Origin of the sequence: Ralstonia soli (assembly GCF_023955655.1) — a bacterium.
In the GTDB taxonomy this organism is placed as follows: Bacteria; Pseudomonadota; Gammaproteobacteria; order Burkholderiales; family Burkholderiaceae; genus Ralstonia; species Ralstonia soli.
This window is the reverse complement of sequence record NZ_JAMXHT010000004.1, coordinates 84,583-101,957: the sequence shown is the minus strand read 5'-3', so window position 1 is coordinate 101,957 and position 17,375 is coordinate 84,583. Positions and strand designations below refer to the sequence as shown.

General features: G+C 64.1%; 16 protein-coding genes. 2 read left to right on the top strand and 14 right to left on the bottom strand.

Going from position 1 to position 17,375, the window contains the following annotated elements; translation table 11 throughout:
- Positions 1-23: 23 nt before the first annotated feature.
- The 9 genes from NG900_RS10740 to phaC form a co-directional block, all read right to left on the bottom strand.
- Entirely contained in the window at positions 24-1,235 is a 1,212-nt protein-coding gene (locus NG900_RS10740; RefSeq protein ID WP_252679986.1) for a cystathionine beta-lyase, read from the bottom strand.
- A gap of 41 nt (positions 1,236-1,276) precedes the next feature.
- Entirely contained in the window at positions 1,277-2,035 is a 759-nt protein-coding gene (locus NG900_RS10735) for a hypothetical protein (protein ID WP_252679984.1), read from the bottom strand.
- Positions 2,010-3,194: a beta-ketothiolase BktB gene (gene bktB / locus NG900_RS10730; RefSeq protein WP_252679983.1), complete on the bottom strand. Its 1,185-nt coding sequence runs from the start codon at positions 3,192-3,194 to the stop codon at positions 2,010-2,012. The genes NG900_RS10735 and bktB overlap by 26 nt, the downstream gene beginning before the upstream one ends.
- Before the next feature lie 109 nt (positions 3,195-3,303).
- Positions 3,304-4,665 carry a 30S ribosomal protein S12 methylthiotransferase RimO gene (gene rimO, locus NG900_RS10725; protein WP_048932503.1) on the bottom strand — a complete coding sequence of 454 codons (1,362 nt, stop codon included), beginning with the start codon at positions 4,663-4,665 and terminating at the stop codon, positions 3,304-3,306.
- 67 nt (positions 4,666-4,732) lie between these two features.
- Positions 4,733-5,713: a tRNA dihydrouridine synthase gene (locus tag NG900_RS10720; RefSeq protein ID WP_252679981.1), complete on the bottom strand. Its 981-nt coding sequence runs from the start codon at positions 5,711-5,713 to the stop codon at positions 4,733-4,735.
- Between the two features lie 197 nt (positions 5,714-5,910).
- The gene (gene phaR, locus NG900_RS10715) at positions 5,911-6,465 is read right to left on the bottom strand and encodes a polyhydroxyalkanoate synthesis repressor PhaR (RefSeq protein ID WP_252679978.1); all 555 of its coding nucleotides are present in this window, start codon (positions 6,463-6,465) and stop codon (positions 5,911-5,913) included.
- A gap of 406 nt (positions 6,466-6,871) precedes the next feature.
- Positions 6,872-7,612 (bottom strand): 3-ketoacyl-ACP reductase, encoded by a 741-nt coding sequence (locus NG900_RS10710; RefSeq protein ID WP_252679976.1) that lies wholly within the window; start codon positions 7,610-7,612, stop codon positions 6,872-6,874.
- A gap of 111 nt (positions 7,613-7,723) precedes the next feature.
- Positions 7,724-8,905, bottom strand: coding sequence for an acetyl-CoA C-acetyltransferase (locus tag NG900_RS10705; protein WP_252679974.1), 1,182 nt, complete (start codon positions 8,903-8,905; stop codon positions 7,724-7,726).
- A gap of 87 nt (positions 8,906-8,992) precedes the next feature.
- Positions 8,993-10,786, bottom strand: a complete 1,794-nt coding sequence (gene phaC / locus NG900_RS10700; RefSeq protein ID WP_252679972.1) for a class I poly(R)-hydroxyalkanoic acid synthase — start codon at positions 10,784-10,786, stop codon at positions 8,993-8,995.
- Positions 10,787-11,057: 271 nt separating this feature from the next.
- On the opposite strand from phaC, the gene NG900_RS10695 reads away from it, so the two are divergent.
- Positions 11,058-11,291 (top strand): hypothetical protein, encoded by a 234-nt coding sequence (locus NG900_RS10695; RefSeq protein WP_252679970.1) that lies wholly within the window; start codon positions 11,058-11,060, stop codon positions 11,289-11,291.
- A gap of 5 nt (positions 11,292-11,296) precedes the next feature.
- Here the strand turns inward: NG900_RS10695 and pgeF are convergent, their stop codons facing one another.
- Both pgeF and NG900_RS10685 read right to left on the bottom strand, forming a co-directional pair.
- A complete protein-coding gene (gene pgeF / locus NG900_RS10690; RefSeq protein WP_252679968.1) occupies positions 11,297-12,112 on the bottom strand; it encodes a peptidoglycan editing factor PgeF in 816 nt (271 codons plus the stop codon).
- Complete coding sequence (locus tag NG900_RS10685) at positions 12,096-13,220, bottom strand: RluA family pseudouridine synthase (protein ID WP_252679966.1); 1,125 nt, start codon at positions 13,218-13,220, stop codon at positions 12,096-12,098. The genes pgeF and NG900_RS10685 overlap by 17 nt, the downstream gene beginning before the upstream one ends.
- A gap of 15 nt (positions 13,221-13,235) precedes the next feature.
- On the opposite strand from NG900_RS10685, the gene NG900_RS10680 reads away from it, so the two are divergent.
- Complete coding sequence (locus NG900_RS10680) at positions 13,236-14,066, top strand: outer membrane protein assembly factor BamD (protein WP_252679965.1); 831 nt, start codon at positions 13,236-13,238, stop codon at positions 14,064-14,066.
- Positions 14,067-14,133: 67 nt separating this feature from the next.
- On the opposite strand, the gene NG900_RS10675 is transcribed toward NG900_RS10680, so the two are convergent.
- The 3 genes from NG900_RS10675 to NG900_RS10665 all read right to left on the bottom strand — a co-directional run bounded on the left by NG900_RS10675 (position 14,134) and on the right by NG900_RS10665 (position 17,345).
- Positions 14,134-16,269 (bottom strand): DNA repair helicase YoaA, encoded by a 2,136-nt coding sequence (locus NG900_RS10675; RefSeq protein ID WP_252679962.1) that lies wholly within the window; start codon positions 16,267-16,269, stop codon positions 14,134-14,136.
- A 74-nt stretch (positions 16,270-16,343) separates the two neighbouring features.
- Positions 16,344-16,547, bottom strand: a complete 204-nt coding sequence (locus NG900_RS10670) for a DUF465 domain-containing protein (RefSeq protein ID WP_252679960.1) — start codon at positions 16,545-16,547, stop codon at positions 16,344-16,346.
- Positions 16,548-16,580: 33 nt separating this feature from the next.
- Positions 16,581-17,345, bottom strand: coding sequence for a hypothetical protein (locus tag NG900_RS10665; RefSeq protein WP_252679958.1), 765 nt, complete (start codon positions 17,343-17,345; stop codon positions 16,581-16,583).
- Positions 17,346-17,375: the final 30 nt, after the last annotated feature.

Below are 17,375 nucleotides of genomic sequence, written 5' to 3'. Positions count from 1 at the left end.
TCACTGAAAGGTCGGCAGACAGATCAACCCTGCAGGTGCGTCTCCATCGCCTGCTTCAGGTCGGCAATCAGGTCGCGCGGGTCTTCCAGCCCGATATACAACCGCACGAAACCACCCGCGTTCTCCCAATCGGCCGGCGGCCAGGCCGTCGCCGTGCGCATCGATGGAATGTTGTACGGCAGCGCAAGGCTGTGCGCCCCGCCCCACGAAAAACCGATCGCAAAGTAGCGCAAGCCTTCGATGAAGGCGTCGATCTGCGCCTGCGAATAGCGCTCGTGCAGCACGATCGAGAACAGCCCGCTCGCGCCGGTGAAGTCGCGCTTCCAGTTTTCATAGCCCGGGCAGTCGGGCAGCGCCGGATGCAGCACGCGCACGACCTCGGGCCGGTCGGCCAGCCATTCGGCCACTTCGCGCGCATGCGCGTCATGCGCGGCCAGCCGTGTCGGCAGGCTCGGCAGGCCACGCAGCACGAAATAGCAATCGTCCGCCGACACGCCCCAGCCCATGCGCATGCGCGTGGCCAGCAGCTTGTGGTGCAGCGCCTCGTCGTTGGTGATGGCGGCGCCCATCAGCACGTCGCTGCCGCCGGACTGGTACTTGGTCAGCGCCTGCACCGAGATGTCGATGCCGTGCGCGAACGGCTGGTAGTACACGCCGCCGCTCCAGGTGTTGTCGATAGCCGTGATGGCGCCTGCCGCGCGGGCGGCTTCGGCAATGGCCGTGCAGTCGGGCACCTCCATCGTCACAGAGCCCGGCGCTTCCAGCCACACGAGCTTGGTGTTATGGCGGATCAGGTCGGCAATGCCGGCGCCGATCATCGGGTCGTAGTAGCGCACGGTGATGCCGAACTGGCGCGCCATCCATTCGCCGTGGTCGCGGTTCGGGCCGTAGGCGTTGTCCGGCACCAGCACATCGTCACCCGACTTGATGAGCGCGAAGTACACCAGCGAGATCGCCGCCAGCCCCGACGGCAGCAGCAGCGTGTGCGAACCACCCTCAATCTGCGCCAGCGCCTGGCACAGCGCATCGGACGTCGGCGTCGCATGCAGGCCGTAGCGCCAGTGCACCACGCTCCCGCTGCCGAAGGCGCGCATATCGGCCAGGTTCTTGAACACCACCGTCGACGCTCGATGCGTGGCATGCGAGAACGCGGCAAAGCCCGGCGGGATATGCAGGTCCGGATGCACTGCCTGGGTTGCGGGAAACATCGGTGGGAGCTTGGTTTCGTCGGTCACGGGGTTTCCTGGTCGTTGGCGTGAGAGCGGCTTGCGGCCGCTTACCAGTGCGCGCTCGATCGCGCTGGGTTGGTGGGCGGCAACACCGGCGGCGGCGCAATCTGGCCCGGCGCAGCCGGTACCAACGGCGTCATCGGTGTCGCGGGTACGGCGGCGTTGCTGTTGGCGGCAGCATCGTACGGCGGAATCACCACGACGGCCACGGGCCGCAGCACAAAGGGTAGCGTATGACCGTCATGGGCGACGTCGGTCCAGGTGCCGCGCACGATGCCGCGGCCATCGATGGCGCCTTCCCAGGTGCCGGTGACGTGCGTGCCGTCATCCGACTCCTCCATCAGGAAGCCGCCGTTTTCGTATTCGCCGGTCACGAGACGCACGCCCGGCGCTTTGCCGAGGGCGTATTCACCGTGGACGCTGTCGATTTCACCGGGCTTGCGGCCGAGGCGCATATGGATCGGCATGTCGCCGATCACGCCGGTGTAGACGGGATATTTTGCGTAGTCGGGCTGCGGTTGCAGCGCGTGCGACGGCTCGGTCTGGGCAGAGAATCCGTTGCCAGCGCTCGCTGCTTTGGCGGCGCGGCGCTTGTCGCCATCGGCGATGGCGCGGTTCAGGCCCAGGTCGCCCGGCTGCACGTTCATGCTGCCGGTCGACACGTCGTAGCCGTTGTTGGCAGACGGCGCCTGCTCAGACGCCGTCGCCACACCTGTGGCCAGCACCAGCGCAATCAGCGCGCCGGCGGGCCAGATCAGGCGTTCAGTCAGAGAGAAGCGTTCAGATGCGTTCGAACACCGCCGCAATGCCTTGTCCTCCACCAATACACATGGTCACCAGCGCGTAGCGACCACCGATGCGCTGCAGCTCATGCAGCGCCTTCACCGTGATCAGCGCACCCGTTGCGCCGATCGGATGGCCGAGCGAGATGCCCGAGCCGTTCGGGTTGACCTTGGCCGGGTCCAGGCCGAGTTCCTTCGTCACCGCGCAGGCCTGGGCGGCAAACGCTTCGTTGGCCTCGATCACGTCCAGGTCCTTGACCGACAGGCCGGCACGCTCGAGTGCCTTACGCGTAGCCGGTACCGGGCCGATGCCCATGATCTTCGGATCAACGCCGGCATGGCCATACGACACCAGGCGTGCCAGCGGCTTCAGGCCGCGCTTCTCGGCCACCGAACGTTCCATCAGCACCAGTGCCGCGCCCGCATCGTTCAGGCCCGAGGCATTGCCAGCCGTGACCGTGCCGTTCTCCTTCGCGAAGACCGGCTTGAGCTTGGTCATGTCGTCAATGGTTGCATCGTGACGGACGTGCTCATCGGTATCGAACTGGATATCGCCCTTGCGCGACTTGATCGTCACCGGAACGATCTGGTCCTTGAAGTAGCCGGCCTGGATGGCGCGCGAGGCACGCTGGTGCGATTCGAGCGCCGTCTGGTCCTGCTGCTCGCGGCTGATGCCGAATTCCTTGGCGACGTTTTCCGCCGTCACACCCATGTGAATGGTGTGGAACGGGTCGTGCAGCGCGCCGAGCATCATGTCGATCATCTTGGCGTCGCCCATGCGCGAGCCCCAGCGGGCCGCAGGTGCCAGATACGGGGCGCGGCTCATGCTCTCGGCACCGCCGGCGATGGCGATGTCAGCGTCACCCAGCAGCACGGTTTGCGCGGCGTTCACCACAGCCTGCAGGCCCGAACCGCACAGGCGGTTGACGTTGAATGCCGGCGTCTCGGCCGACACGCCGCCATTGACGGCCGCCACGCGCGAGAGATACATGTCGCGCGGCTCGGTATTGATCACGTGGCCGAACACCACGTGGCCAACTTCTTCGCCCTTCACGCCAGCGCGGGCCAGTGCCTCGCGCACGACGAGCGCACCCAGCTCGCACGGCGCCACATCCTTCAGGCTGCCGCCAAAGGTCCCGATTGCGGTACGAACGCCGCTGACCACCACCACTTCACGTGCCATTGCTGTCTCCATTGCAATTAAAAATGAATGACGGCCAGTATAAACGAACGATCGTTCGCAAACGTTTAGGCGCGATTACGTAAGTGGGACCGCCTCCGGCCCCCTGGTATCAGACCTCGCCCCAAAGGTCGTGGCCGTCCGCGCCGGTGATCTTGACCGACACGAAATCGCCCGCCTTGTAGCGTTTATAAGGCTTGGACGGCGGCGCGATGTAGACCAGGCCGTCAATTTCCGGCGCATCTGCCGAGGAGCGCCCGATACCGCCATCCTGGTTCACTTCATCGACCAGCACGCGCAGCGACTTGCCGACCTTGCGCTGCAGGCGGCGGGCGGATACACGTTCGGCCACTTCCATAAAGCGTGCACGACGCTCCTCGCGCACCTCGTCGGGCAGCGCGCCCGGCAGGTCGTTGGCGGTCGCGCCCTCCACCGGCGAATACGCGAAGCAACCCACGCGATCCAGCTCGGCCTCTGCGATGAAGTCGAGCAGCGTCTGGAATTCTTCTTCTGTCTCGCCCGGGAAACCGGCAATGAACGTGCTGCGGATGGTCAGCTCAGGGCACACCTCGCGCCAGGCGCGAATGCGGTCCAGCGTTTTCTCGGCATTGGCCGGACGCTTCATGCGCTTGAGCACGTCGGGGTGGGCGTGCTGCAGCGGCACGTCGAGGTATGGCAGCACTTTGCCTTCGGCCATCAGTGGCATCACCTCGTCCACGCTCGGATACGGATACACGTAGTGCAGGCGCACCCAGGCACCGTACTGCGATGCCAGTTCGCCCAGCGCTGCCACCAGTTCGGTCATGCGAGTCTTGAGCGGACGGCCGTTCCAGAAGCCGGTGCGGAACTTGACGTCGACCCCGTAAGCGCTGGTGTCCTGCGAGATGACCAGCAGTTCCTTCACGCCGGCCTTGAGCAGGTTTTCCGCCTCCAGCATCACTTCGGCCACCGGGCGGGACACCAGATCGCCGCGCATCGACGGGATGATGCAGAAGCTGCAGCGGTGGTTGCAGCCCTCGGAAATCTTCAGATACGCGTAGTGCTTGGGCGTGAGCTTGATGCCTTGCGGGGGCACCAGGTCGATGAATGGGTCGTGCGGCTTGGGCAGGTGCGTATGCACCGCTTCCATCACTTCGCCTAGCGCGTGGGGGCCGGTCACGGCCAGGACCTTCGGGTGCACGCTGGTGATGATGTCCTGGCCCGCGGCGTCCTTCTTGGCGCCCAGGCAACCGGTCACGATCACCTTGCCGTTTTCGGCCAGCGCTTCGCCAATCGCATCCAGGCTCTCCTGCACGGCCTCGTCGATGAAGCCGCAGGTGTTCACGACCACCAGGTCCGCCCCGCCGTACGTGCCGGAGATCTCATACCCCTCCGCGCGCAGTTGGGTGATGATCTGCTCGGAATCGACGAGTGCCTTGGGGCAACCGAGCGAAACGAAGCCCACCTTCGGGCTCTGGGTACTGACGTCGGACATGGGAACAACCTGATGTGGGGAGAGGATTTGCGCTGCGCACACCGAGTGTGCCGCGCGGTTGCGTATTTTAACCGTTCGCCGTGCTGGGACGACCAAGCTTGAGCTGCATTTGCTCGATCACGCGCTCGATTTCGACCGCGTCCTGCAGCCGACGGATGGCGTCGTGCAACTCCGCGGCTTGCGGCCACGTCCGCTTCAGATAACTGAGCCACAGCTTGACCCGTCCATGCTCATGCTTGGCCGAGATGCGGGCATGCAGCTTCTTCAGATAATCGGCGAGATAACCGAGCACGATCGGCCATTCGGCTGCGGACGGCGCCTGTTCGCGCTGCCCCCGAATGCGCTGGGCGAGAAACGGATCGGACACGGCACCGCGCCCGATCATCACATCAGCGCAGCCGCTCACGGCACGGCAACGCTCCCAGTCGGCAACGGTCCAGACTTCGCCGTTGGCCGTCACGGGCACGCTGACGGCATCGGCAATGCGCGCAATCCAGTCCCAATGGGCTGGCGGACGATAGCCGTGGTCCCGCGTACGGGCGTGCACGACCAGCGATTCTGCGCCGCCTTCGGCCAGCGCCGTCGCGCAGTCGATCGCCCGCGAGGTATCCGACACACCGAGCCGCATCTTGGCCGTCACCGAAATGCGCGCCGGCACTGCCGCCCGCACGGCCCGCACGATGTCATGCAGGACTTCCGGCGTGGCAAGCAGCATGGCGCCGCCGCCGTGGCGGTTCACCACCTTGGCCGGGCAACCGAAGTTCAGGTCGATTCCGTGCGGCGACAGCGTTGCGGCGTAGGCGGCATTGCGCGCGAGCCATTCCGGATCGCTGCCGAGGAGCTGAATGGCCATCGGCGTGCCGCTGGCGGTATAACCGCCGTTGCGGATCTCGGGCGTCTCGCGCTCGTAGGTGCGCGCGGGCAGCAAGGAGCCCGTCACGCGGACGAACTCCGAGACGCACGCGTCATAACCGCCAGCCTGGGTCAGCACGTCACGCATGACGAAATCTGCGACCCCTTCCATGGGGGCAAGCAAGAGCCGGCTCATGCGAAAACGAAGGACAACCAGCCTGCAGGCCGGGGGCGGACATCAAACATGGGAAATCAAGGCGGGAAACAGAAACCTCAGTGAGGCGCATGCCTCACCTGAAGGACCCGCATTTTACCTTGTCGCTTCGTCTCGCGTTCCCAAACAAAAAGGCGAACCGCCCTGCGATTCGCCTTGTCTTGCCCAGTACACCGAAGTTACTTCTTTTCGGGCGGCTGGTTGAACGGGAAGGTCCCGAACATATTTTTGGCCTGACTCTGCATCTGCTCCTGCATCTGCACGAACAGGTTTTTGCTCTGCTCGATGTAGTTGCTCATCATGCCCTGCATCATGGGCCCCTGCATGTTCATGAACTGCGACCACATGTCAGGGTTGAAGCTGTTGCCACTGTAGAGATCCTTCGAGTTCTCGGCCAGCTTGCTCTGGATGTCGATGAACGCCTGGATGTTCTTTTCCAGATACGTGCCCATCATCCCCTGCATGGCGTGGCCGTAGAAGCGGATGATCTGCGCGAGCATGGCGCCGGAGAACATCGGCACGCCACCGGTTTCCTCTTCCAGGATGATCTGCAGCAGGATGCTGCGGGTCAGGTCCTCACCGGACTTCGCATCGATGACGCGAAATTCCTCGGTTTCCATCACAAGCTGTTTCACATCTGCCAGCGTGATGTACGTGCTGGTCTGGGTGTCGTAGAGCCGGCGGTTGGGATATTTCTTGATCAGCCGTTCGGTGCCCTTCTTGCTGGTGGCCATCGTGCCTTTCCGTGTTGGCGATGCTGCTGCGGTGCAGCCGATGCAGTGCGAAATGACCGCACCGGGCGGTGCAGCAAAAACGCGGTTGCGCGGCTGTGTCAATTCGCTTGCGAATGTTTGATAGCAAGCTCTGCGCAGATGCATCCGGTTATGATCGGACGCCCCTTGTCTCCCTGCGGAGCGCCTTCTTGCTTGGATTCTATGCGGATCGCAGTGCAAAGAAAAGACAGCCCCCCCCGGTAAAAACCCGCAGCATTTTGATGCGATTCACGCACCCGGGCACCCGTTGAGACGGCGCAAAAAAGACTGCTGCGATGCAATCGTGCATCGCAGCACTACAGGTGAAGCAGGGGAAAAAAATGCTGCGCTCATGCTGCAGCATCGCCACAGCATGAGCGTTGAAGCGTCAGCCCATGTGCAGGCCGCCGTTGAGGGAGAAGTCCGCACCGGTGGAGAAGCCCGATTCCTCGGATGCCAGCCATGCGCAGATCGAAGCGATCTCGCTCGGCTCGCCCAGGCGCTTGACGGGGATCGTGCCGATGATCTTGTCGAGCACATCCTGACGAATCGCTTTCACCATATCGGTGGCGATATAGCCCGGCGACACCGTGTTGACCGTCACGCCCTTCGTGGCCACTTCCTGCGCCAGCGCCATCGTGAAGCCATGCAAGCCAGCCTTGGCCGTCGAGTAGTTGGTCTGGCCAAACTGCCCCTTCTGACCATTCACCGACGAGATGTTGACGATGCGGCCCCAGCCCCGGTCGACCATGCCGTCGATGACCTGCTTGGTCACGTTGAACAGCGAGGTCAGGTTGGTATCGATCACCGCATCCCAGTCAGCGCGGGTCATCTTGCGGAACACCACGTCGCGCGTGATACCGGCATTGTTGATGAGGACGTCCACCTCACCCACTTCGGCCTTCACCTTGTCGAACGCGGCGGTGGTCGATTCCCAATCACCGACGTTGCCTTCGGACGGAATGAAATCGAAACCGAGGGCCTTCTGTTGTTCAAGCCACTTCGCCTTGCGCGGCGAGTTCGGGCCGCAGCCCGCGACAACGGTGAAACCGTCGCGCGCCAAGCGCTGGCAAATCGCCGTTCCGATGCCGCCCATGCCGCCGGTGACGTATGCAATGCGTTTGGTCATGTCCACTCCTAGTCCTTGTTGTTAGAACCGCCTGAGCCTTTCTCAAACGGAGATGCTTCGGATCGGCGTGCGATGCTTTCGTTCAACGCACGCCAATGACACTACAAAGTTTTACGGACGCTCAACCGCCAGCGCCACGCCCATGCCACCGCCGATACACAGCGACGCCAAGCCCTTCTTCGCATCGCGCTTCTGCATTTCGTGCAGCAGCGTCACCAGGATGCGGCAGCCGGACGCGCCGATGGGGTGCCCAATAGCAATGGCGCCACCGTTGACGTTGACCTTCGACGTATCCCAGCCCATTTGCTGGTGCACGGCCAGCGCCTGCGCGGCAAATGCCTCGTTGATTTCCATCAGGTCCAGATCGCTCACCGACCAGCCGGCGCGCGACAGGCAACGCTTCGATGCTGGCACAGGGCCCATGCCCATCACCTTCGGGTCCAGGCCGGCGCTTGCGTAAGCGCGGATCGTCGCCAGCGGCGTCAGGCCCAGCTCCTTGGCCTTGGCTGCCGACATCACCACCACGGCGGCCGCGCCGTCATTGAGGCCCGAGGCGTTGGCGGCTGTCACGGTGCCGGCCTTGTCGAACGCGGGCTTCAGGCCAGCCATCGATTCCAGCGTGGCGCCATGGCGAACGAATTCGTCCTGAGCAAAGGCAATCGGGTCGCCCTTGCGCTGCGGGATCATGATCGGAACGATTTCGTCGTTGAAGCGACCGGACTTCTGCGCCGCTTCCGCCTTGTTCTGCGAAGCCACGGCAAACTCGTCCTGGGCTTCACGCGTGATGCCGTATTCCTTGGCGACGTTCTCGGCGGTGATGCCCATGTGGTACTGGTTGTAGACGTCCCACAGGCCGTCCACGATCATCGAATCGATGAGTTTGGCGTCACCCATGCGGAAGCCGTCGCGCGAGCCCGGGAGGACGTGCGGCGCAGCAGACATGTTCTCCTGGCCACCGGCCACGACGATCTCGGCATCGCCCGCCATGATGGCGTTGGCCGCCAGCATCACGGCCTTCAGGCCCGAGCCGCAAACCTTGTTGATGGTCAGCCCAGGCACCATGTTGGGCAGACCTGCCTTGATGACGGACTGGCGCGCCGGGTTCTGGCCCGAGCCGGCCGTCAGCACCTGGCCCATGATGACTTCGCTCACTTGCTCGGGCGCCACCTTGGCGCGCGCCAGGGCTTCGCGGATGACGGCTGCACCCAGGTCAGGCGCAGCAATCTTCGCCAACGAGCCGCCAAATTTGCCCACGGCGGTGCGTACCGCCGATACGATCACAACATCGGTCATTTGCTTACCTTCCACTGTCGAAAGAGAGTCGTTGGACGCCGTCAGCGGCCGAAGCCGCGACGGCAACGGGGGGTCATGCGCGCGATCTTACGCCTTCTGTTTGACGTAGCGGCCAGGGGCCGGCTCGATCTCCGGATAATCCGAACTGCCGTAGCGCTTAGGTGCCGCCTTCTGTGCGCCGGCATGCGAGGCCAGCCATGCCGACCAGTCCGGCCACCAGCTCCCCGGGTGCTCCTTGGCACCCTCCAACCACGCCTCGGCGGTGGCGGGAAGCTTGGGATTGATCCAGTGCGAGCGTTTCTTGGCGACGGGCGGATTAATCACGCCAGCGATATGTCCCGAGGCACCGAGCACAAAGCGCCGCTCGCCCTTGAGCAACGGCACGGAGGCATACGCGGACGTCCAGGGCACGATGTGATCTTCACGCGAGCCGTAGATGTAGACCGGCACGTCGATCTTTCCGAGGTCCACGGGCGTGCCGTTGACCTTCAGCTTGCCCGGCACCTTCAGGTCGTTCTGCAGATACGTGTGGCGCAGATACCAGCAGTACCAGGGGCCTGGCAGGTTGGTGGAATCGCCATTCCAGTACAACAGGTCGAACGGCGCGGGCGTCTTGCCCTTCAGGTAGTTCTCAACGACGTAGTTCCAGACCAGATCGTTCGGGCGCAGGAACGAGAACGTGTTGGCCAGTTCCACGCCTCGCAGCAGGCCCGGGCCGGTCGGCGCACCGGCACCGATGGTCTTCTCGCGCATCTCCACCTGCGCCTGGTCGACGAAAACATCGAGAATGCCGGTATCGCTGAAGTCGAGCAGCGTCGTCAGCAGCGTCAGACTGGCGGCCGGATGCTCGCCGCGCTCGGCCAGCACCGCCAATGCGGTCGAGAGAATTGTGCCCCCCACACAGAAGCCCAGCACATTGATCTGGTCTTGCGCAGAGATCTCGCGTGCCACGCGAATGGCTTCGATCGCTCCACCCTCGATGTAGTCTTCCCACGTGCGGGACGCCATGCTCGCGTCCGGATTGCGCCACGACACTAGGAATACCGTATTGCCCTGCTCCACCGCGTAGCGCACCAGCGAGTTCGCCGGCTGCAAATCGAGGATGTAGTACTTGTTGATGCAAGGCGGCACCAGCAGCAGCGGGCGCGCATGCACCTTGGCCGTAAGCGGCTTGTACTGCAGGAGCTGGAAGTAGTCGTTCTCGAAGACGACCGCGCCTTCGCTGTTGGCAACGTTACGGCCGATCTCGAATGCCGTTTCGTCCGTCTGCGAGATCTTGCCGCGCTCCATGTCCTGCAGCATGTTCAGGATGCCGGCGCGTAAGGATTCGCCCCGCGACTCAATCAGCTGCTTCTGCGCCTCAGGATTGGTTACCAGGAAGTTGGACGGCGACATGGCGGCCGTCCACTGCGACACGGCGAAGCGCACGCGCTCGCGGGTCTTGGCGTCGGCTTGCACAGCGTCGGCCATTTCCATGAGCGTGCGGGCGTTGAGCACGTAGAACGCGGCGGCGTAGCCATAGAACGGGCTCTTGCGCCAGGCCTCGTTGGCGAACCGGCGGTCCGACGGCGCCACGGCCTCGGCGCTTTCGCCAGTGCTCATGTGGCGCCATATCTGCAGCCACTCTTCGAGATATTTCTGTTGGATTTCAGCCAGCCGTTCGGGCGGAATGAGCGCGTAGGGAATCGCGCCCTCGCCCATTGCTGCGCCATTGAACTGGCCAATGCCCGGCGCGGCAGCACCGGGTTGGGCGAATGCGCCCGCAAGGGCTTGCCACTGCTTGAACTGCTCCGCCCACTGCGCGGGGTCCGCCAAGCCCTGCCAGGCGGCTTGAGTGTGGGCGCTAGATGCTTTGGAAGATGCCGATTGACGCGATGCCATAGTGCCCTCGATCCGACGATATGCGCCGCTCCGGTTGGAACGGTGGCGCAACTCGTAGTATTGCGGGGCATTGTTGCCTTGCCATTTCAACGCTGTCAATCGGAGTTACCTGATGATTGGCCGTAAAGCCGCGCTGGGCGCGGGTTTCGGCGCATCCCCTGCAAATGGCGGCCACCGAATGGCTAAGCGCAATACCGGGGCTATGATCCAATCGGCGCAATTTCGTGCGAGACTGCCACATTAAGCCAACGCCGGGCACCCGTTTTTCGCCATGTATATCGTCGCCATCGCGTGGCTCTATGTCGTGCTGATGATGTCCTTGACTGAGCAGTCATGGATTGCCGGTATCGGTACATTTGCCTTCTATGGCGTGGCGCCGCTGTCGCTCTTTCTGTGGATCGTAGGCTCGCCGGCGCGTAAGCGGCGCCGCAAAGCCCAGGAAGCGTCCCAGGACACCGCAAGGGCCGCTCCCACGCTGGACAGTGGCGCCAGCGACGGCGCCTAGCTTCCTTACTCCGCGCGCCAGATCAGCGTAGCCATGCGCCCCGTGGTGCGCTCGCGGCGATACGAATAGAAGCGATCGGCGTCCGTCATCGTGCATAGGCCGCCGCCGTACACATCGGTGCAGCCCACGCGCGCCAGACGCAGCCGGGCCAGCGCATACAGATCCGCGAAGAACTTGCCGGCAGACCCGCCTGCCGAAAACGCGGCCTCTGTGGCTGGCAATTCGTCCGGCTGAGCGGCGTCGATAAAGGCCTGACGCACCTCCGCACCAACCTCAAAGCACGACGGTCCGATGGCGGGCCCGAGCCACGCCAACCACGTCGGATCGGCCTCCTGGCCGCTGGCGCGCAGCCTTTGCGTCATCGCGTCGACCGTACTTTCAATCACGCCGCCGCACAGGCCACGCCAGCCTGCATGGGCTGCGCCCACCGTCACGCCGCGCGCATCGCTCAGCAAGACAGGGAGGCAATCGGCCGTCATGACAACGCAGACGCGGTCTCGCCAGGATGCCACCGCGGCATCGGCCACCACCTGTGATGATGCTTCTGCCGCGATGCGCTGGTCCAGGTCCGCCACGCCGGTGCCGTGCACCTGCTCCATCCAGACCGGCTCGGCCGGCAGCGCGGCGCGCAAAATGCGGCGATTCTGTTCAACGGCCTCAGGCGCATCACCAACGTGCTGACCGAGGTTCAGGCCGCCCGGCAAATTGCCCGCCAATCCGTAAGGCCCGGCGCTGACGCCACCCAATCGCGTGGTGGCCAATGCCTTGACGCGCGGATGCGCTGGCCAGTCGGGAATGATCCAGTCAGGAGAAATCGGCATCGGCGTCCAGGTCGAGGGCTTCCATCAGTTCGGCGAAATCATCGGGCACGCCGGCTTCCCAGTGCACGGATTTGCCGGACGCGGGATGCACGAGCCCCAGGCGCACTGCATGCAGCGCCTGCCGCGCAAACGGCACGGGCAGCGGCGCCTTGATCGTCTGCGGCCGGCCACGGCGGAAGTTGCGCGTGTACACCGGATCGCCGAGCAGCGGATGTCCTTCGGATTCAAAGTGCACGCGGATCTGATGCGTGCGGCCGGTCTCCAGCTGGCAACGCACAAGCGACACCTGCGCGCGCCCGATGTCCACCACGTCCAGCGTCTTGAAATGCGTGCGTGCCGGCTTGCCGCTGGCCGTCTCGATGATGGCCATGCGCGTGCGGTCGCGCGGGTCGCGGCCGATCGGGGCATCGATCGTGCCCTCTTCCGGCGTTTCGCCCCACACCAGCGCCAGATAGGTCCGTTTCACAGTGCGTGCCTGCAGCTGGCGCACGAGATCGGTCTGCGCGGGCAGCGTACGGGCCACGACCATCAAGCCGGAGGTCTCCTTGTCGAGCCGGTGGACGATACCGGCGCGCGGCAGCTCCACAGCGTCGGGATAGCGGTACAGCAGGCCGTTGAGCACGGTACCGCTCCAATTGCCGGCCGCCGGATGCACCACCAGGCCGGCGGGCTTGTTGATGACGAGCAGCGTGTCGTCTTCATAGACGACATCGAGGTCAATGGGCTCAGCCACAAACGCGTTTTCGTCGGCGGCACGCTGCGGAATGACCTCGATGCGATCCCCGCCCGAGACAGCCGCACGCGGACGCACCACCTCACCGCGAACGCGTACCGCGCCGGCGTCGATCCATTGCTGCAGGCGGCTGCGCGAGTAGTCGGGCAGTAGCTTGGCGAGAGCCTTGTCCAGACGTTCGCCGTGCATGGCCTCGGGAATCTCCACCATGATCGGTTCGGCCGCCCGGGCCGCACCTGCGGTGAGCAGTTCGAGCGCTTCGTCGTCGAGAGCGTCATCGGCCTCCTGCGCGGTTTCCTGCGCGGTGAGGGAAACATCAGCCACCGCGTCGTCTGACACGGGGCTTGGGCTATAATGCTTGATGCGATTTTTCATTCAGAAAAGGTGCCCATGTCGGTCACGAGCATGAAGCTGGCGCGCATTCGCGCACAAATCGGAGCAGTGTTGGTGGCAGGCGCATGCCTGGCCGTCTCGGCCTGCGGCATCCTGCCGGAACAGCAAGACGAAACGGCCGGCTGGTCAGCCAACAAATTATATTCGGAAGCGAAGGATTCGCTCGACGGCGGCGATTACGCCAAGGCCGTCAAGTACTACGAAAAGCTCGAAAGCCGCTATCCGTTCGGCCCGTACGCCCAGCAGGCCCAGATCGAAACTGCCTACGCCAACTATAAAGATGGCGAAACGGCCGCCGCGCTGGCTTCGGTCGATCGCTTCATCCAACTGCACCCGAACCACCCCAGCGTTGATTACGCCTATTACCTCAAGGGCCTGATCAACTTCAACGACAACCTGGGCTGGCTCGGCCGCTTCTCGAACCAAGACCTGAGCGAGCGCGACCCGAAGGCCGCACGCGCTGCGTATGACGCGTTCAAGACGCTGACCACGCGCTTCCCGAACAGCAAGTACACGCCGGATGCCACCCTGCGCATGCAGTACATCGTGAATGCGATGGCCGAGCATGAAGTCGGGGCAGCCCGCTACTACTACCGCCGCGGCGCCTATCTGGCTGCCGTCAACCGCGCGCAGGATGCCATCAAGGATTACGACCGCGCGCCGGCTGTGGAAGAAGCGCTGTACATCATGATGAAATCGTACGAGGCGCTCGGCATGAAGGACATGCGTGACGACACCGAACGCATCATCAAGCAAAACTACCCGAAGAGCGACTTCCTGGCCTATGGCCAGCGCAAGAAGGACAAGCCCTGGTACCAGATGTGGTAAGCAAGGCTTGAACAACGCAGCAAAAAGCCCGGTCGATTGGCCGGGCTTTTTTATTGGTGCGTCAGTGTCAGTCCGCCGTGTCGCCTGCCTGCGGATCTGAGGGCGGATCGTCGGGCCGCAGCGAGCGCAGGAAACCGGCGGCCGTCTCGGCCTCACGCGTGCGCTTGAACGGCGGCAGGCTCTGCCAAATCTGGCGCCCGTAGGATTTTTCCACCAGACGTGGATCACAGATCATCAGCACGCCGCGATCCGTCTCGGAGCGGATCAGCCGGCCCGCGCCCTGCTTGAGCGTGATCACCGCATGCGGCAACTGATGGACGGCAAACGGGCTCAGCCCTTTCTTCTCCAGCGCCTCCATGCGAGCGCTCAAGACAGGATCGTCGGGCGGCGCGAACGGCAGTTTGTCGATCACGACCAGTGACAACGCCTCGCCGCGAACGTCCACGCCTTCCCAGAAACTCTGGCTGCCGATCAGTACCGCGTTGCCGAGGGTGCGGAATCGGTCCAACAGCTCTGTGCGGCTGGCCTGGCCCTGCACGAGCAGCGGGAAATCCCAGCCGCGTTGCGCGAACTCGTCGGTCAACCGTTCGGCCGCGCGATTGACGGCGCGCAACGTCGTACACAGCAGGAAGGTTTTGCCGCCCGCCGCTTCAATCATCGGCAACGCAGCGTCCAGCACGGCGTCGGTAAAGCGCGGATCGCTCGGCTGCGGCAGATCGCGCGGCACGTACAGCAAACCTTGCGACGGGTAGTCGAACGGACTGTCGAGCGTCATCGAGCGATTGCGGTCGAGGCCGAGTTGCGCCGCGTAGTGCGTGAAGTTGCCGCGCACCGAGAGCGTGGCCGAGGTAAAGATCCACGCGCGCGGCTGGCCGGCACGCTGGCGTGAAAAGATCGGTGCGATCGACAGTGGCGTCAGGTGCAACTGCACGGAATTGGCGAAGACCTCGACCCACCGCACGCGCTCGTCGACGGGAGCCGCACTCTCAGCTTCCTCACCGCCCTCGTCCCCGTCCTTCTTCGATGCCTTCGGCGGCTTGGGATCCACCCACGCCTCGAGCTTCTCGCACAGGGCGACGGCCCGGCGGTGGCATTGCTCGATGGTCTCGGCACGCTCGGCCTGGGCTTCCAGCGCACCGGTGAAATCCGACAGCGCTTGCTCGAGCTTGGGCAGCACCTCGTAGAACGGCTTGGCGATCGCCGCGTCGCTCTCGATCTGCTTGATCGACAGGCGCGCGCCGTCCTGGCGGAAGACCAGGCGCAAATCGCGCGCAGCACGCTCCAGCGGCGCGGCAATCGCCACCCAGTCCACCGCATCGCGTGCATGCGAAAGGCCTTCGGCCACGCTGTCGCGCGCGAGTTCGAGAATCTGGTTCGTGGAGATCGTCTCGCCAAAGAACAGCGTGGCAGTCTCGGGCAACTGGTGCGCTTCGTCGAAGATGATCGTGTTGGCCGCCGGCAGCAGCTCCGCCATGCCGGTGTCCTTCAGCATGACATCCGCAAAGAACAGGTGGTGATTGACGACCACCACGTCCGCCTGCTGCGCTTCCTTGCGGGCGCGCATCACGAAGCAATCCTTGTAATACGCGCAATCGGAGCCGAGGCAGTTGTCGCGCGTGGACGTGACGAGGTTCCACACCGGCGCGTTCTCGGGCACGCTGGCAAGCTCAGCCTTGTCGCCCGTCTTCGTGGTCTTCAGGAACAGGTTGATCTGACGCAGCCACGCGGCATCCTGGCGTGAAGACAGGCGCCCATTCTGCGACGTGCGCTCCAGGTGGTAATGGCAGACGTAGTTGGCCCGCCCCTTGAGCAACGCTACCGACACCGGTGCGTTTAGGGCCTTGCGCACCGTCGGGATGTCACGCAGGAAGAGCTGGTCCTGCAGATTCTTCGTTCCCGTAGAAAGAATCACCTTACCGCCCCACAGCATCGCCGGGACGAGGTATGCGTAGGTCTTACCCGTGCCCGTGCCAGCCTCGACGATGATCGAATCGGAGGCCTCGATGGCATTGGCCACGGCCTGAGCCATCGTCAATTGCGACGCGCGCGGGCGATACGACTCGATACCCGTGGCCAGCGTGCCGTCGTCGGCGAACAGCGTCGCCAGCTCGGCATGGTGGACATCGGCAGGCATGGAGGCAGCGGGAGCATCGACGGCGTCGGAATCAGTCGACGGCTCGTCGAGCGGGGAAAGCGAAGTCAACGCGGAGTCCCTGGGGATCAAATGACGGAGGCCGCACGTGATTGCGGCCTCTCGAGATGGAAATCGAGCACGCTTCAGGCCGGCACGTCCGGCTCAAGCTGCAACTGTAGCAGGGTGATGGTGTCCTTGAGTTTGAGGCGACGCTTCTTGAGACGGCGCAACTGCAACTCGTCGTGCTGGGCGTCTGCAGCCAGCCGGTCGATCAGGAAATCGAGATCGCGATGCTCGATCTGCAACTCAATGATGCGACGCGAAACCGTATTCAGATCGCTGTCCATCGCTCTCCTCCAAAACCCCGCCTTGGCTGGAGTTTAGAACCCCAGCGGGCTCGTGTTGTTCTGGTTTTGCTGGTTGCGGCGCTTGGTTTCTTCGCGGCGCTGCTCCAGTTCTTTCTGACGCTTTGCGGCGTCCTGCTGCTTTTCCTGGAACTGCTTGGCGTTTTCAGCGCGCTTGGCCGCGTTGGCGGCCCCCTGCTCCTGCGCGGCCTTGAGCTTGGCGTCGTAATCGGACTGCTTCTGGCCGTACGCCTGCGCATTGGCGGCACGCTGCGGCGCTTCGGCCTGGCGCTGTGCCTCGTTCAGGCGCTGCTGTTCCTGCTTGCTCTCGAAATCGGCGCGGTTCTTCTGTTCGGCGGCTTCACGCTGCGGGCGCTCGGCGTTGTACTGGGCTTCGCGGATGGCGCGATCCTGCTCGCGGCGGGCAGCGCGGTCGGCGCGCTCGGCTTCGTCCAGCGCCAGTTCGCGTTCGCGGATGGTGTGGAGTTCCGTGCGGCGCACATCCTTGGCCTTGTCGATGCAGCGCGTGACGAAGAACTTGTCATAGCAGGCGCGCTCCGCCTCGGCGTACCGGTATTCGGCCCAGGATTTGGCGCTGTTGATGCGGTCGTGCTCGGCGCCAAAGTCAGGCGGCGTGCTGGACAGGGCAGCGGCTGGCTTGGCAACCGGCTGAGACTGGCTCCACGCGGGCACGGCGCTCAACGCGGCACTCAGCGCGAAGAGCGGCAGAACCAGACGGGAAGCGTGGCGCGCACCGGCGCGGCAGCGGGCAGAAAACAGGAGCGTAGGCATAACGCGCATTTTATCACCGGGCCCGTGGACGCTTGTGCT

Bases quoted from the DNA above. Each gene is read 5' to 3' on its own strand.
- bktB (WP_252679983.1), bottom strand. From the start codon at position 3,194: ATGGCACGTGAAGTGGTGGTGGTCAGCGGCGTTCGTACCGCAATCGGG.
- rimO (WP_048932503.1), bottom strand. From the start codon at position 4,665: ATGTCCGACGTCAGTACCCAGAGCCCGAAGGTGGGCTTCGTTTCGCTC.
- NG900_RS10720 (WP_252679981.1), bottom strand. From the start codon at position 5,713: ATGAGCCGGCTCTTGCTTGCCCCCATGGAAGGGGTCGCAGATTTCGTC.
- phaR (WP_252679978.1), bottom strand. From the start codon at position 6,465: ATGGCCACCAGCAAGAAGGGCACCGAACGGCTGATCAAGAAATATCCC.
- NG900_RS10710 (WP_252679976.1), bottom strand. From the start codon at position 7,612: ATGACCAAACGCATTGCATACGTCACCGGCGGCATGGGCGGCATCGGA.
- NG900_RS10705 (WP_252679974.1), bottom strand. From the start codon at position 8,905: ATGACCGATGTTGTGATCGTATCGGCGGTACGCACCGCCGTGGGCAAA.
- phaC (WP_252679972.1), bottom strand. From the start codon at position 10,786: ATGGCATCGCGTCAATCGGCATCTTCCAAAGCATCTAGCGCCCACACT.
- NG900_RS10695 (WP_252679970.1), top strand. From the start codon at position 11,058: ATGTATATCGTCGCCATCGCGTGGCTCTATGTCGTGCTGATGATGTCC.
- pgeF (WP_252679968.1), bottom strand. From the start codon at position 12,112: ATGCCGATTTCTCCTGACTGGATCATTCCCGACTGGCCAGCGCATCCG.
- NG900_RS10685 (WP_252679966.1), bottom strand. From the start codon at position 13,220: ATGAAAAATCGCATCAAGCATTATAGCCCAAGCCCCGTGTCAGACGAC.
- NG900_RS10680 (WP_252679965.1), top strand. From the start codon at position 13,236: ATGTCGGTCACGAGCATGAAGCTGGCGCGCATTCGCGCACAAATCGGA.
- NG900_RS10670 (WP_252679960.1), bottom strand. From the start codon at position 16,547: ATGGACAGCGATCTGAATACGGTTTCGCGTCGCATCATTGAGTTGCAG.
- NG900_RS10665 (WP_252679958.1), bottom strand. From the start codon at position 17,345: ATGCGCGTTATGCCTACGCTCCTGTTTTCTGCCCGCTGCCGCGCCGGT.